Origin of the sequence: Nonomuraea sp. NPDC049709, assembly GCF_040674815.1 — a bacterium.
Lineage (GTDB): Bacteria > Actinomycetota > Actinomycetes > Streptosporangiales > Streptosporangiaceae > Nonomuraea.
On record NZ_JBFANM010000098.1, the window covers coordinates 24,968 to 39,666 of the forward strand.

The following is a 14,699-nucleotide window of genomic DNA, read 5'->3' on the forward strand; positions in this document are numbered from 1 at the left end:
AGGTTCTCCGGGACGCATGCAGCCCGCTTGACAGCTCCTTGCATTGCTCGGTCTTATATGTGATCTTTGTCGATCCTGGCCTCCGGGGCCCTCGAAACGATCTCGTCAACGGTCTCCTCGACCGTCTGCCGCGAGGTGTCCAGCCAGAGTCCAATGCGCGGGGTCTCGTGCCGCAGCGACGCGTCGAGCTGGGCAATCGTCCATCCGCCGGCGTATCCGGCCTTGGCCCGGGCCCGCTCGCGGTGCTCGACCGCGGCCGGGTCGGGGGCCAGGACGATCACCTGCAAGGGACGCGCCCGGACTAGCTTCGTGAACCGTTCCAAATCCTGTCCAAGAATTACGTCTTGGACTATTGCCGTAAATCCGGCATCGAAATACAAGTCCGCCGCAGCGGCCGCGATCCGGTAACGGAGGTGCAACTGGCGCACCGCCTCGCCGGTCGTTTCCGGCGTCATTTCGGCACGCCCGCTGACCACCATGCGACGGAACATGTCACCGCGTACGTGGGCCGCCCTTGGCAGCCGCTCGGCCAGTGCCTGGGCCACGGTCGACTTGCCGGCCGCCGAGATCCCGGTGATCAGGACGACCCCGTTCACGCACCCACCAGCTTGCGGACCCGGTCGGCGCCCACGGCCATCAGCAGGGTGGGCAGCCGGGGGCCGGTGTCGCGGCCGACGAGCAGCTTGTAGAGCAGGGCGAAGAAGGCCCGCTGCGCCGCCTTCAGCTCCGGCGTGGCCTTGGCGTCGGCCGGCAGCCCGGCCTGGAGCTTGGGCACGCCGTAGACCAGCGCCGTCAGGCCCTCCAGCGTCCAGTCGTCCAGGCCGTCGGCCAGCAGCCGCAGCCCCTCCCGCTCCTCGTTGTCGAGCGAATCGAGCAACTCCTGGTCCGGCGACTCCCGCACGCGGGTGCGCTGGTCGGCGGGCAGGTGGTCGTCGACCCAGCGCTGCGCCCGGTCCAGGCGGGGGCGGGCCTCGTCGAGGGCCTCGACGCCGTCGAGGTCGCGCAGGATGCGCAGGGTCTGCGCGTCATGCCCGGTCGTGATGTCCACGACGGAGGCCAGCGTGCGGTAGGGGACCGGGTGCGGGGTCGCGGGCAGCGGGCCCGCGGCCGTGCCGACCGCGCGGTTGTAGGCGGCCAGCTCGGCGGGCTGGGCCTGGCCCGCGGCGACCTTGCGGCCCAGGGCGTCCCACTCGTCGTAGAGCCGCTGGATCTCCTGGTCGAAGGCGATCTTGAAGGACTGGGCCGGCTTGCGGCGGGCGTACAGCCAGCGCAGGACCGGCGCCTCCATGATCTCCAGGGCGTCCGCCGCGGTCGGCACGTCGCCCTTGGAGCTGCTCATCTTGGCCATGCCGCTGATGCCGACGAACGCGTACATGGGGCCGATCGGCTGCTGCCCGCCGAACACGTCGCCGACGATCTGGCCGCCGACGATCCAGGCCGAGCCGGGCGAGTGGTGATCGACCCCGGACGGCTCGAAGATCACGCCCTCGTAGGCCCAGCGCATCGGCCAGTCGACCTTCCACACCAGCTTCCCGCGGTCGTGCTCGGCCAGGCGCACGGTCTCGCCGAAGCCGCACTCGCAGGTGTAGGCCAGCTCGGTGGTCTCGTCGTCGTAGGCGGTGACCGTGGTCAGGTCGCGCTCGCACAGGTCGCAGTAGGGCTTGTACGGGAAATAGTCCTCGACCTGCTTGGACCGGTAGCGCGACAGCACGGCGTCGATGCGGGCCCGCTTGCGCACGGCCCGCAGGATCTGCTCCCGGTAGGCCCCCGAGGAGTATTGCTCGGTCTGGCTGATCCCCCGGACCTCGACGCCCAGCTCCGCCAGCGCGGCGGTCATGGGCGCCTTGAAGTGTTCGGCCCAGCTCGCGTAAGGGCTGCCCGGCGGGGCGGGCACCGAGGTCAGCGGCTTGCCGATGTGCTCGTCCCACGACGGGTCGACGCCCGCGGGCACCCGGCGGAACCGGTCGTAGTCGTCCCACGACAGCAGGTGCACGCACTCCAGCCCGCGCCGCCTGATCTCGTCGGCGACGAGGTGGGGCGTCATGACCTCGCGCAGGTTGCCCAGGTGGATCGGGCCCGACGGGCTCAGCCCGGAGGCGCAGACGATCGTTCTGCCCGGGGCGCGTCTCTCCGCCTCGGAGATCACCTCGTCCGCGAACCTGGAGACCCAGTCGGTCTCGGCACTGTCAGCCATCGCAGCATTCTTGCGGGTCCGCCGGGTTCTGGCCAACGCGTTGCCGATCAACCGGAATCGTGCGGCCCGATGCGGGGGTCGGAGAAGACGTCCGCGAGGTCCCGGCTCACCCGCGCGGCCGCCTCCTCCGTGGCGCGCAGCACCTGACGGCCGGGCGCGACGGCCACCAGCCCGAAGTCCGTGTCGATGTCCTCCTCGGACAACCCGAGCAGGCGCAACGCGTCGTCGACGGTGGCCCCTGGCGGCAGCCGCACCTGGATCAGGGCCATGTCAGGCGGCGCGGGTCCGGTTCTGCCGGCCGAGCGCGGCCAGGACGGCAGGCGGGTCGATGACGCCGTACCCGTAGTCGTGGTCGAAGCCGACCGTGCTGCGGTCGTCGGCGGTGCGGTGCAGCAGGGTGCGCAGCTGCGAGGGGGTCAGCTCGTCGGCGGAGCGCCGCGTGCGCACGGCGGCGACCACCCCGGCGGCGACGGGGCAGGCGGCGGAGGTGCCGGTGTCGGCCGGGCCGGTGGCCTCCGAGCCGGCGAAGTGCGTGTACGCGCACAGGTCGGGCTTGCGCTCCGACAGCCGCCCCGGGCCCTGCGAGGAGTAGCCGACGCGCTCGCCCCGGGTGTCCACGCCGCCGACGGACAGGACGCGTGGGTGCGAGTTGGCGCCCACGATCGGGCGGTCGGGGTAGGCACACCGCTGGTCGGGACAGTCGCGGCCGCAGTTGCCCGCCGCGAACAGGATGTCGGCGCCCGCCCCCTCCAGGCTCCCGACGATCACGTTGAACGGGTGCGCCGGGTTGTCGGAGTAGTTGCCCGGGTGGCCGGGCGGGAAGTCCATGTCGGGCGAGGACAGGCCCCAGCTGTTGCTGACGACCAGGGACCTGGAGCCGGCGGGCATGGCCCGCAGCACGGCGGAGAGGTGGGAGTAGGCGGCCACCGCGTCGGATAGCAGCCCGTCCGCCGTCGGGCCGGGTTTGCGGCTGAGCAGGATCGGGATGTCGAGCAGGGTGGTCTTGGGGGCGGCCAGCAGTGTGTCGAAGGCGCACATGGAGCCATGGGACACGGGGTAGCGCCCGGGCGTCTTGCTCACCCCCGGCGGGCTCCAGCTCCGGTCGGCGTCGATCGTCACGTCGTGGCCGATGCGCGCCGCGACGTGGTCGGCGTTGATGCCGCTGTCCACGACCGCGATGGTCACGCCCTCGCCGTCATGGCCGGCCGACCACAGGTCGTAGGTGTGCAGGAGCCGCCTGACCTCCTCCCAGTCGCCCACGGGTCCGTCGCCGCCGCAGGCCGGCTGGCTGTGCACGTATGGATCGGCGAAGACGCCGGCCACCTCGCGTACGGAGGAGGACAGCAGCGCCGACCGGGTGGACAGCTCGGCGTCGGAGATCTCGCCCCGCACGAGCACGGAGGCGTCCTCGGGTGCCAGCGAGAACTCCATCCGCTGGTGCAGCGACATGGGCGCGCCGTGGGCGGCGACCGGCCGCGGCACGGCCACGGGGGTGAACGCGCGGTCGAGGAGGACTCCGGGGAGGTCGGCGACGACGTCGGCGACGGTGCTGCGGACGCCGGGGTCGATCACCGACGCGACGACGTCGGGGGCCGGGCGGAGTTGGATCAGGACGCGCATGGGATCCCCTTTTGGAGTTCTGTTACCGAGTGATTACTCAAAGTAACAATGCCCGGTCCTGGTTGGGTGATTCCTGTCTGTTAGGGGTATGTAACTTTCCGTTGGCTGGGCGGTGCCCCCACCGCCCAGCCATCCGGGGTCAGGACAGGGTGGCCGCGTACGGGTCCCAGCCCGCCGGGAGCGGCTCCGGCGCGGTCAGGGTGGAGGCGATGGTGCGGAACTCCGCCTGCTCGCCCGACTCCGTGATGGCCGACATGAGCTCCAGCACGTGACCGGCCAGCTCGCCAGACGCGCGGTGCGGCGTGCCGGCCCGGATCGACCTGGCCATGTCGAGCACCCCGATGCCGCGCCCCGCCGTGGTGCCGGACAGCGGCAGCTCCCGCCAGTCCGCGTCGTGCAGGCCGCGGGCCAGCAGCGGGCCCTCGAACGTGTTGGGGTCCGGCAGCGACAGGGCGCCCTCGGTGCCGATGATCTCGATCATCCGGCGGTTGACGGCCGAGTCGAAGCTGAACGTGGCCGCCGCCGTGGCCGTGCCGGGGAAGTCCAGCAGGGCGTTGACGTGGGTCGGCACGTCGACCGGGAACAGGGTGCCCGCCTTGGGCCCCGATCCGACGACGCGCTGGTCGCGGGCCCTGCGCGTGCCGGCCGCCACCCGGGTGACGGGGCCGAGCAGCGACACCAGGGCGGTCAGGTAGTAGGGCCCGAGGTCGAACAGCGGGCCGCCGCCGGGCTGGTAGAAGAACTCGGGGTTGGGGTGCCAGGACTCCGGGCCCAGGCTCTGGGTGGCGGCCGTGACGGCGACCGGTGCCCCGATGGCGCCGGAGCGCAGGGCGTGCAGGGTGGACTGCAGCCCGGCGCCCAGGAAGGTGTCGGGGGCGCCGCCCACCCGCAGGCCGCGCCCGGCGGCCTCGGCCATGACCTTGGCCGCCTCGTCCAGGTTCATGGCGAGGGGCTTCTCGCCGTACACGTGCTTGCCGGCGCGCAGGCACTCCAGCGCGACGGCCGCGTGCGCGGACGGGACCGTGAGGTTGACCACGATCTCGACCTCGGACAGTGAGAGCACCGCGCCGAGCGTGCCGGACACCCGTACGTCGTGCTCCCTGGCCACCTCGGCGGCCCGGTCGGTGTCGATGTCCGCGACGGCGACCACGCGGACGTCGGGGAAGGAGTTGAGGTTGCGGAGGTACTGGCCGCTGATGACTCCGGCGCCGACGAGGGCGACGCCGACCGGGCCGTTGCTCAAGAGCTCTCCAAGGAGGTGAGGTAGGCGTGGCTGTCCGCGAGGGCGGCGAAGATGTCGGTCGCGCACTCGTCGAGCTCGACGACGCGCCAGGCGTCCGGGGCGGCGGCGAGGATCTCGGGCACGGACATGACGCCCCTGCCCACCGCGGTGTGCGGCTCGCCCTTGACCCCCGGGCCGTCCTTGACGTGCAGCGCCTCCACCCGTCCCGCCAGGCGGCCGAGCAGGGCGGGCACGTCGGCGCCGCCCACGGCCGCCCAGTAGGTGTCGATCTCCAGGAACACCTCGGGGGCCAGCAGGTCGGCCAGCACCTCGATGGCGTGCCGGCCGTCCACCCGCGGCTCGAGCTCCCACCAGTGGTTGTGGTAGCCGATCCGCATCCCGTGGCCGGCCGCCTGCTCGGCCAGGCCGTTCAGCAGGTCGGCCGCGCGGGCGAGGCCGTCGCGGGTGGTGAACTCCTCCTCCGCGATGCCGGCCGGGATGATCACCTTGTCGGTCCCGATCGTGGCGATCGCGTCGAAGACCTCGGCCGGCTCCCTGTCGAGCAGCGCGTACGCGTGCGTGCCCGACACGCTCAGCCCCAGGTCGTCGGCCACCTCGCGGAAGCCCTTGGGATCGGTCATGGGGTCGTAGGGCTCGACGGCCCGGTATCCGATCTCCGCGATCCGCCGCAGCACGGTGTCGCGGTCGGCGGCCAGCGGTTCCCTGACGGTGTAGAGCTGGACACTGATCGGTCGGGTCATCCGCGTACCCCCATGAGGTGCTCGAGCGCGAGCTGGTTCAGGTGGGTGAAGTGGAAGCCGCGGGCGGCGGCCACCTCGGGGTCGAAGTCGTCCTTGGCCAGGTCCTGCCACGTCTCGCCGGCGGCCAGGGTGGGCAGCGCGAGCTCGTCCACGCGGGAGGCGCTCAGGGCCTGCTGCACCTCGGGGTCGGCGCGGAAGGCGCGCGACTTCTCCTTGAGGATCAGGTAGGTGCGCATGTTCGCCGCGGCCGACACCCACACGTCCTCGGGGTCCTCGGTGCGCAGCGGCTTGTAGTCGAAGTGGCGGGGGCCGTCGTAGCCGCCGTTCTCCAGCAGGTCCACCAGGAAGAAGGCGCTCTTCAGGTCGCCGTGACCGAAGATCAGGTCCTGGTCGTACTTCGGGCCGTGCTGGCCGTTGAGGTCGATGTGGAAGAGCTTGCCGTGCCACAGCGCCTGGGCGATGCCGTGCACGAAGTTGAGCCCGGCCATCTGCTCGTGGCCGACCTCCGGGTTGAGGCCCACCATCTCAGGGTGCTCCAGCTCGTTGATCAGCGCCAGGGCGTGGCCGATCGTGGGCAGGAGGATGTCGCCGCGGGGCTCGTTCGGCTTGGGCTCGAGGGCGAAGCGGATGTCGTAGCCCTTGTCGATGACGTACTGGCTGAGGAGGTCGAGGCCCTCCTTGTAGCGGTCGAGGGCGGCCTTGACGTCCTTGGCCGCGTCCGACTCGGCGCCCTCGCGGCCGCCCCAGCAGACGTACGTCTTCGCGCCCAGCGAGGCGGCCAGGTCGAGGTTCCGCATGACCTTGCGCAGCGCGTACCGGCGGACGTCGCGGTCGTTGCTGGTGAAGGCGCCGTCCTTGAACACCGGGTGGGTGAACAGGTTCGTGGTCGCCATCGGGACCTTCATGCCGGTCTCGTCGAGGGCCTTCCTGAAGGCGGCGATGGCCTTGTCGCGGTCGGGCTCGACGGCGAGCAGGTCGTCGTCGTGGAAGGTGACGCCGTGCGCGCCCAGCTCGGCCAGGCGGTGCACGCTCTCCACCGGGTCGAGCGCGGGGCGGGAGGCGTCGCCGAACGGGTCGCGGGCTTGCCAGCCCACGGTCCAGAGACCGAAGGTGAAGCGATCGTCGGGGGTGGGCGTGAACGCGTTGGTCATTTCGGGTTCCTTTGGTTTAGTCCATAATCTGTACATAATCCTGAGGAGGTGGGCACCGTGTCGTCAAGAGGGGTTCGGCATGATTCCATGCGCGCCCGTAACCTGGCCGTAGTGCTGGCGACCATTCACGGATCAGGACCTCACACCCGTGCCGCGCTCGCCGAGCGGACAGGGCTCACCAAGACCACCGTATCCAGCCTGGTCGCCGACCTCCTGGAGGCCGGCGTGGTGACCGAGAGCGGGGCCGTGCGGGGCGGCGAGCGAGGGCGGCCCGGCGTGGCGGTGAGCCTGAGCGGGCATCGGATCGCCGCGCTCGGGCTGGAGATCAACATCGACTACCTGGCCGCCTGCGTCGTGGACCTGGCCCGTACCGTGCGGTTGCGGCGGACGCGGCCGGCCGACAACCGCAACTCCGACCCCACGGAGATCCTCGCCGGGCTGCGGGACCTGGTGAAGGAGATCACGGCCGAGGCGGAGGCCGGCGGGCTGCGGGTCATCGGCGCGGCGCTGGCCGTGCCGGGCACGGTCGAGGGCGGCGTGCTGCGCAGCGCGCCGCATCTCGGCTGGCGGGACGTGCGCGTGGCGGGCCTGGTGGACCTGCCTTTCGTGATCGACAACGAGGCCAACCTGGCGGCCCTCGGCGAGCTCTGGTTCGGCTCGCGGGAGACCGACTTCCTCTACGTGTCCGGCGAGATCGGCATCGGCGCCGGCCTGGTGGTCGAGGGCACCGTGTTCAGGGGCACGTTCGGGCTGGCGGGGGAGCTGGGGCACGTCGTCGTGGTGCCCGACGGGCCCGCGTGCCGGTGCGGCGGGCGTGGGTGCCTGGAGGTGTACGCGGGGCAGGACGCCCTGCTCGGGGAGCTGGCCTCGGTGGGCGAGCTGGTGGAGCGGCTGGAGTCGGGCGACCGGCGCGCGCTGGAGGCGTGCGAGCGGGCCGGGCACGCGCTCGGCGTGGCGCTCACCTCGGCCGTGCACCTGCTGGACCCCGGCAGGATCGTGCTCGGCGGGATCTTCGCGCCGCTGTTCGCCTGGCTGGCGGCGCCGGTGTCCGAGGGGCTGGGGGCCCGGCTGGCGTCGATGCGCGGCACGCCGCCCGCGCTCGTCGTCTCGGGGACCGGCGCGGACTCGGCCGTGCTCGGGGCGGCCGGGCTGATCATCCAGCAGATCATCGCCGAGCCCGCTCAGCTGCTCGGCCTGTAGGTCAGTAGTAGCCCTTCGTGCCGTCGAGCAGCTCCCTGATCGTGTCGAGCTGGCCGGCGTGCCTGGCGGTCTCCTCGACCATGTGGATCAGCATCCAGCGCAGCGTGGGCGGATCGTCGTAGAAGGAGCTCTTGCCCAGGTCGTCGAGAGAGTGCGCGGCGACGATCTCGTTGGAGACCTGGCACTGGCGCTCGTACTCGTCGAGGAGCCGGGCCGACGGGACGCCCTCCACCCGCATGTCGGCGTTCTCCGCCGACTCGTCGAACTGCGGGTTGACGGCGGAGTCGCCGCCCTGGAACAGCACCTCGAACCAGCAGTGCTCGGTCCAGCGCATGTGGGAGACCAGGCCCGCGACCGTCATGAGCGGCGAGGTGGGCAGGACGGGCCGGTGCGCGTCCTCCTCCGACAGCCCTTCGCACTTCCACAGGATGATCGAGCGCTGCAGGTCGAGCCAGCCGACGAGCTGGGTGCGCTCGTCGGCGACGTAGGGAGGGCGTACGCGGGGGATGCTCATGGGCGCCGACGCTAGTTCAGCGGCGTCGGCGCCGCACGAGGTTTTTCAGGTCCTGGCGTTGAGCGCGAAGACCTTGACGTCGGGCGTCGCGGGGCTGGTGAACGAGACCGCCTCGCGGGCCGGGTCGACCGGTACGGAGACCTGCCAGATCGTCACCCTGCGGCCGTCGGCGGTGCCGTTGACGTTGTAGCGGGTGTCGGCCGTGACCGCCGTCGCCTCGCCGAAGTGGGCCGAGGCCGCGGCCCAGTCGGTCACCGTCAGCGGGGCTGTGGAGGTCGAGCCGTCCGCGTAGGTGATCGTCAGCTCGGTCCGCTGGTCGCCGTTGACCGCCGTGACCAGCAGGTCCAGCGCCTGGTAACGGCCCTTGGTGAGGTAGGTGCGCTGGCCCCTGAGGCTGTGGAAGTTGCCCGCCGTGCCCCTGGTGCCGGGGATCAGGAACCCGTCGTGCTGCCCGGGGGCGGGGAGCTGCTCCGCCGGGAAGCTCCAGCCCTTGCCGTCCAGGTTGCCCTGGGACTTGGCGTCGGCGGTGGCCACGCCGTCCACGTCGTACTGGAGCTTGTGCGCGCAGGCCGAGCCGATCGGCTCACACGCCTCGGGCAGGTTGGGGACCGGGGCCTGCGCCGTGGGTACGTGGTCCACCGGCAGGTCGGCCGCGGCCGTGGCCCACGACGTGTTCGCGGTCGTGCCCACGTTGACGACGACCTCGCCACCCCGGTTGAGCAGGGACTCCGGGAGCCAGGACCGGGTGTGCGGACGGCCGTCGACCTTGACGTCCTGGACGTAGATGGCGTCGGGGGCCGCCTGCGGGGCGGTCACCGTGATCGTCCGGCCGTTGCCGCGCTTGATCCACGCCTTCTGGAACATGGGGCTGGACAGCAGCATCTCGGCGCGGCTGGGCGTCTGGGGGTACATGCCGAGGGCGGCGAAGACGTACCAGGCGGACATGGTGCCGAGGTCGTCGTTGCCGGGCAGGCCGCTGGGGCCGGTCTTGTACACCAGGGACGCCATCGCGCGCACCGTCTCCTGCGTCTTCCACGGCCGGCCGAGCGCGTTGTAGAGCCAGGGCACGTGGATGCCCGGCTCGTTGGTCGGGTCGTAGCGGAAGCCGTCGCCGCCGGTGGCCCAGGAGCCGTCGGGGCGGTGGAAGAAGGCGTCGAGGCGGTCGGCCGCCTGCTGCCTGCCGCCCATGGCGGCGGCCAGCCCGGACACGTCGTGCTGGACCATCCAGGTGTAGGTGGCGCTGGTGCCCTGGGCGAAGCCGGCGTCCGAGGTCGGCGAGAACGGCCACAGCCAGCTCCCGTCGGACTTGCGGGCCTGCTGGTAGCCGCCCTCCTTGCCGGCCTGCGGGTTGAAGGTGTTGCGCCACCAGCTCGCGCGCGGCAGCAGCTCGTTGTGCTCCTTGTCACGCCCGATCCGGGCCGCCCAGTCCGCGAGCGCGAAGTCGGCCGTGGCGTCCTCCAGCGTCTCGGCGGCGCCGCCCCAGCAGTGGCAGGTGTCCTGCGGGGCGTACTGGAGACGCAGGTACTCGGCCAGGTTCGGCCGCTGGCCCTCGCACTGGCCGGGACATCCCTTGTCGGACAGGCCCGACGGGTGCGGCACGGTCGCCTGCTCGTAGAGCGAGTCGAAGGCGCCGCGCACGTCGAAGTTGCGCACCCCGAGCGCGTGGAAGCCGGCCAGCGCCGGGGCCGACGGGTCGCCGGTCATGACGTGGGTGGGGCCGTTGACGTGCACCCAGCGGTCCCACACGCCGCCGTTCTGCTGCGCCAGGTTGTACAGGGACTGGGCGTAGTCGCCCGCCACCTGCGGTTCGAGGAGCGCGAGGAGCTGGGTGTGGGCGCGGTACTGGTCCCAGCCGGAGAAGTTGCCGTACTGCTCCCGCTGGCCCCTGGCCAGCCGGTGCACCTTCTGGTCGCTGCCGAGGTAGGTGCCCGTGACGTCGCTGGTGACGTTGGGCTGGAGGTAGGAGTGGTACATCGCCGTGTAGAACGTGGTGAGCAGGTCCGCCGAGCCGCCGGCCACCTCGATCGAGCGCAGCCGGTCGTTCCAGGCGCGCGTGGCCCTGGCGGCCACCGAGGCGACGTCGTCGCGGGGCGTGACCTCCTTCGCGAGGTTCTTCCGGGCCGCGTCGAGGCTGGTGTAGGAGATGCCGACCTTCATCCGTACGTCGGCGTCCGAGGTGGTGTCGAAGCTGACGTACCCGCCGGAGCCCTTGCCCGCGCGGTCGGCGCCGGTGGCGTAGCCCTCGCCGCCGCTCGCCGCCGTGGTGCCGGCGCGCAGCTCGCCGTCGACCCACGTGCCGGTGCCGGCGAAGGCCCGGTCGAACGTCGCGGCGAAGTGCAGCCGGTAGTAGGTCTTGCGGTTGTTCACGCCGCCGTTGGCGCGGCGGCCGCAGAACGCGCCGGTGAGGACGGAGCCGGTGACCGTACGGGTGGCGGGGTCGATCGCGATCTCGGCGTCCTCGCTGCCGTTGAGCGAGTTGGACACGCGGAACAGCAGGTTGGCCTGCTTGTCCCGCGGGAAGGTGAACTCGCCGACGCCCGCGCGGGTCGTGACCGAGAGGTCGGTCTTGACGCCCGAGTCGAGCGTGACGGTGTACCGGCCGGGCCGCGCGCTCTCGTCGGCGTGGTCGAAGGTGCTCGCGTAGACCGCGTCGGCGGTGTCCGCGGTCGGGGACGAGGCGACCTCGCCGGCGAACGGCATGATCGGGACGTCCCCGGCGGCCCCGGGGTGGCAGCCGGCGCCGTTGACGTGCGTCAGCGCGAAGCCGCGCACGCGTGGGGTGTTGTAGGAGTAGCCGTTGGCCCCGGCGGCGTTGGTCTGGTCGCCGGCGGTGTTGGTGGGGCTCCAGGAGATCATCCCGAACGGCAGGACGGCGCCCGGATAGGTGTTGCCGCCGCCGGCCGAGCCGATCAGCGGATCGACGTAGCTGACGGGGTCGGTGACCTTGGCGGGACTGGTAAGGGTGGGAGCTGCGGCCGCGGGTACGGCGAGGCCGGTGGCGAGAAGCGTGCCGGCAATCGCCGTGGCGAGCCACGAACGGGGATAGAACACCTCGCGATCACACTGCTCCACATTAACCAGATCATGAACCCCCAAGTAAGGGCAGAAGACGCGCCAGGTAAGAACGTCAGGGGGCCGTTGCGGCGTGGCCGCAACAATTGCGCAACGCGTTGCGCGACCCTCGCCATGACCGGTCACCTCTCTGAAGGGAACCCACAGTCATGGCCCTGGACCAGGACAAGCTCATGGACTTCCTCAACCTCTTCGTCAGCGATCTCGGCGCCACGATGGCGGCCGGCAACGTCCTGGTGGGTGACCGGCTCGGCTTCTACCGGGCCCTGGCGGAGAAGCCGCTGCGGCCGCGCGAGCTGGCGGAGCGCACCGGCACGAACCCCCGGTACGCGGAGGAATGGCTCAACGGCCAGGCCGCCGGGGGCTACGTGTGCTACGACGCCCAGAGCGGCACCTACTGGCTCTCCGAGGAGCAGGCCTTCGCGCTCACCGACCCGGACGGCCCGGTGTTCGTGCCCGGCGGGTTCGAGCTGGCCGTGGGCGCGCTGCGGGCCGAGCGGCGGGTCGAGGACGCCTTCCGCACCGGTGCGGGCATCGGCTGGCACGAGCACGACGAGGAGGTGTTCAGCGGCTGCGAGCGCTTCTTCCGCCCCGGCTACGCGGCCAACCTGGTCAGCACCTGGTTGCCGGCGCTGGAGGGCGTGGAGGCCAAGCTGCGCGCCGGGGCCCGGGTGGCCGACGTGGGCTGCGGGCACGGCGCCTCCACGGTGCTGATGGCCGGCGCCTACCCGGACGCCAGGTTCACCGGCTCCGACTACCACGCGGGCTCGGTCGAGGAGGCCAGGGCGCGGGCGGAGCGGGCCGGGGTGTCGGACCGGGTCTCGTTCGACGTGGCCTCCGCCCAGGACTTCCCCGGCGGCCCGTACGACCTGGTCACCTCGTTCGACTGCCTGCACGACATGGGCGACCCGGTGGGCGCCGCCCGGCACGTGCTCGGCTCGCTCGCCCCGGACGGCACGTGGATGGTGGTCGAGCCGAACGCGGGCGACACGGTCACGGACAACCTCAACCCGATCGGGCGGGCGTACTACGCGTTCTCCACCTTCCTCTGCGTGCCGAACGCCATGTCCCAGCCCGGCGGTTACGCGCTCGGCGCGCAGGCCGGGGAGAGCCGGATCCGCGCGGTGGTCACGGAGGCCGGGTTCACCCGTTTCCGCAGGGTCGCCGAGAATCCCTTCAACATCGTGTACGAGGCCCGGCCCTGAGAAAATCTTCGAAGAGGATGTAGAGAAACGCGTGTGGCCTCCGACCAACCGGTGAAAGGCAAGCTCAGCACCCAGAGGAGACCACAGTGAAATACCTGATCATGATGTACGGCAACAAGGAGATGTGGGAGTCGTTCTCGGCCGAGGAGGTCAAGGAGGCCATCGAGGGCCAGGACGCGTTCAACCGGAAATACGCCGAGACGGGCGAGCTGCTGGGCGCCTACGGGAACGCCGACGCGGCGGAGGTGAAGACCGTGCGCGTGCGCGGCGGCGTCCCCGCCGTGACCGACGGGCCCTACCTGGAGACCAAGGAATACCTGGCGAGCTGGTACCTGATCGACGTGCCCGACGAGCGGCGCGCCCTGGAGATCGCCGCGGAGGTGCCCTTCGCCTCGGTCCGCGCGGTCGAGCTCTGGCCGGTCCCGCACGAGGCGCCCGGCAATCGGCTCTGAGCCCGGCCGCGGGCCGGCCATCGCTAGCCCTTGATCCGTTTCATGGTGAGGTGGGAGTCGACGCGGGAGACCGCGGGCAGCGGCAGGATCTTCGCGCTGAGGAACTTCTCGTAGGCGATCTGGTCGGAGACCGCCACGCTCAGGTAGTAGTCGGGGCGCCCGAACATGCGCCGGAACTCCACGACCTCCTCCAGCGCCGCGACCCGGGACTCGAAGTCCTCGACGGTCTGCAGGTCGTTGACCGCGATCTCCACCGACATGACCACCTCCAGCGAGCGGCCCAGGGCCTCGGGAGAGATCTGCGCCCGGTATCCCGCTATCACGCCGGCGTCCTCCAGCCGCTTCACCCGGCGCAGGCACGGCGGAGGCGTCAGCCCCACCCGCCGGGCCAGCTCCACGTTGGGCATCCGGCCGTCCTGGGCCAGATGGAACAATATTTCGCGATCGATGGCATCGAGGCTAATGGAGTTGCTCATGGGCGTCGCTTTCAATAACGGGTGAAACCATATTATGCGACGCGCGCACTAAAATTTCTTGCATGCGTGTAATGCGGGAAACGAGAGCGTCGCGGGACTTCGCGGCGGCGGTGACGGACACCGCCTCGGTGGGGTTGAGCCTGTTCCCGCTGGGGATCAGCTTCGGCGTCCTGGTGGTGCACAGCGGGCTGGCCTGGTGGTGGGCGACGGTGTTCACCGGGGTGATCTACGCGGGTTCGCTGGAGTTCCTGCTGCTCGGCCTGGTCGCCTCGGTGACGCCGCTGGGGCAGATCGCGATGACGGCGCTGCTGGTGAACATCCGGCACATCTTCTACGGCCTCTCCTTCCCCCTGCGCCAGGTCCGCCCGCTCGGCCGCGTCTACGCCACCTTCGCGCTCACCGACGAGGCGTACGCGCTGACCGCCGGTGGCCGCGCCCGGTCCTGGAGCGGCGCCCGGATCCTGTGGATGCAGGTGTTGTGCCAGGCGTACTGGGTCGGCGGCGCCACCGTCGGCGCGCTGGCCGGCTCGCTGATCCCGCTCGACGTGCACGGCCTGGACTTCGCCCTGACCGCCCTGTTCGTGGTCCTGACCATCGACGCCTGGCGGGCCCAGCGTGACCTGCCCGCCCCCTTGCTGGCCGCGGCCTCCTTCGCCGTCGCCGCGCTGCTGGCGCCCGAGCAGCTGCTGCTGGTCGCGATGCCGCTGTACGCCGCGAGCCTGATCGTCCGGTACGCCCTGCGCCGCCGCCCCGCGACCCCTGCGCCCGCGACCCCTGCGCCCGCGACCCCTGCGCCCGCGACCCCTGCGCCCCCGACCCCAGGGCCCCCGAC

At 71.5% G+C, this 14,699-nt stretch carries 14 protein-coding genes; 4 read left to right on the plus strand and 10 right to left on the minus strand.

Annotated features, from left to right (window positions below; genetic code table 11):
* Positions 1–53: 53 nt before the first annotated feature.
* The 7 genes from AB0J69_RS53590 to xylA all read right to left on the minus strand — a co-directional run bounded on the left by AB0J69_RS53590 (position 54) and on the right by xylA (position 6,948).
* On the minus strand, positions 54–596 hold the full coding sequence (locus tag AB0J69_RS53590) for an AAA family ATPase (protein WP_364135218.1): 543 nt from the start codon (positions 594–596) through the stop codon (positions 54–56).
* Positions 593–2,194, minus strand: coding sequence for a lysine--tRNA ligase (gene lysS / locus AB0J69_RS53595; RefSeq protein WP_364135221.1), 1,602 nt, complete (start codon positions 2,192–2,194; stop codon positions 593–595). Before lysS ends, AB0J69_RS53590 begins: the two co-directional genes overlap by 4 nt.
* A 47-nt stretch (positions 2,195–2,241) precedes the next feature.
* On the minus strand, positions 2,242–2,463 hold the full coding sequence (locus AB0J69_RS53600) for a hypothetical protein (RefSeq protein WP_364135223.1): 222 nt from the start codon (positions 2,461–2,463) through the stop codon (positions 2,242–2,244).
* A gap of 1 nt (position 2,464) precedes the next feature.
* Positions 2,465–3,814 carry a S8 family serine peptidase gene (locus tag AB0J69_RS53605; protein ID WP_364135226.1) on the minus strand — a complete coding sequence of 450 codons (1,350 nt, stop codon included), beginning with the start codon at positions 3,812–3,814 and terminating at the stop codon, positions 2,465–2,467.
* A gap of 139 nt (positions 3,815–3,953) precedes the next feature.
* Positions 3,954–5,057, minus strand: a complete 1,104-nt coding sequence (locus AB0J69_RS53610) for a Gfo/Idh/MocA family oxidoreductase (protein ID WP_364135229.1) — start codon at positions 5,055–5,057, stop codon at positions 3,954–3,956.
* A complete protein-coding gene (locus AB0J69_RS53615) occupies positions 5,054–5,797 on the minus strand; it encodes a sugar phosphate isomerase/epimerase (RefSeq protein ID WP_364135232.1) in 744 nt (247 codons plus the stop codon). Before AB0J69_RS53615 ends, AB0J69_RS53610 begins: the two co-directional genes overlap by 4 nt.
* Positions 5,794–6,948: a xylose isomerase gene (gene xylA, locus AB0J69_RS53620; protein WP_364135235.1), complete on the minus strand. Its 1,155-nt coding sequence runs from the start codon at positions 6,946–6,948 to the stop codon at positions 5,794–5,796. The genes AB0J69_RS53615 and xylA overlap by 4 nt, the downstream gene beginning before the upstream one ends.
* A gap of 87 nt (positions 6,949–7,035) precedes the next feature.
* Here xylA and AB0J69_RS53625 point away from each other — a divergent pair, with 87 nt between their 5' ends.
* Positions 7,036–8,148: an ROK family transcriptional regulator gene (locus tag AB0J69_RS53625; RefSeq protein ID WP_364135238.1), complete on the plus strand. Its 1,113-nt coding sequence runs from the start codon at positions 7,036–7,038 to the stop codon at positions 8,146–8,148.
* Between the two features lies 1 nt (position 8,149).
* Here the strand turns inward: AB0J69_RS53625 and AB0J69_RS53630 are convergent, their stop codons facing one another.
* Together AB0J69_RS53630 and AB0J69_RS53635 are read right to left on the minus strand one after the other, a co-directional pair.
* Positions 8,150–8,662 (minus strand): DinB family protein, encoded by a 513-nt coding sequence (locus AB0J69_RS53630; protein ID WP_364135241.1) that lies wholly within the window; start codon positions 8,660–8,662, stop codon positions 8,150–8,152.
* 45 nt (positions 8,663–8,707) lie between these two features.
* The gene (locus tag AB0J69_RS53635) at positions 8,708–11,713 is read right to left on the minus strand and encodes a GH92 family glycosyl hydrolase (RefSeq protein WP_364135243.1); all 3,006 of its coding nucleotides are present in this window, start codon (positions 11,711–11,713) and stop codon (positions 8,708–8,710) included.
* Positions 11,714–11,883: 170 nt separating this feature from the next.
* Here AB0J69_RS53635 and AB0J69_RS53640 point away from each other — a divergent pair, with 170 nt between their 5' ends.
* Complete coding sequence (locus tag AB0J69_RS53640; RefSeq protein WP_364135246.1) at positions 11,884–12,939, plus strand: class I SAM-dependent methyltransferase; 1,056 nt, start codon at positions 11,884–11,886, stop codon at positions 12,937–12,939.
* Positions 12,940–13,025: 86 nt separating this feature from the next.
* The gene (locus tag AB0J69_RS53645) at positions 13,026–13,391 is read left to right on the plus strand and encodes a YciI family protein (RefSeq protein ID WP_364135249.1); all 366 of its coding nucleotides are present in this window, start codon (positions 13,026–13,028) and stop codon (positions 13,389–13,391) included.
* Positions 13,392–13,414: 23 nt separating this feature from the next.
* Here the strand turns inward: AB0J69_RS53645 and AB0J69_RS53650 are convergent, their stop codons facing one another.
* Complete coding sequence (locus tag AB0J69_RS53650) at positions 13,415–13,867, minus strand: Lrp/AsnC family transcriptional regulator (protein WP_364135252.1); 453 nt, start codon at positions 13,865–13,867, stop codon at positions 13,415–13,417.
* Between the two features lie 62 nt (positions 13,868–13,929).
* Here AB0J69_RS53650 and AB0J69_RS53655 point away from each other — a divergent pair.
* Positions 13,930–14,699 (plus strand): AzlC family ABC transporter permease (locus tag AB0J69_RS53655; protein WP_364135255.1); only part of this gene is annotated, 770 nt, incomplete at its 3' end.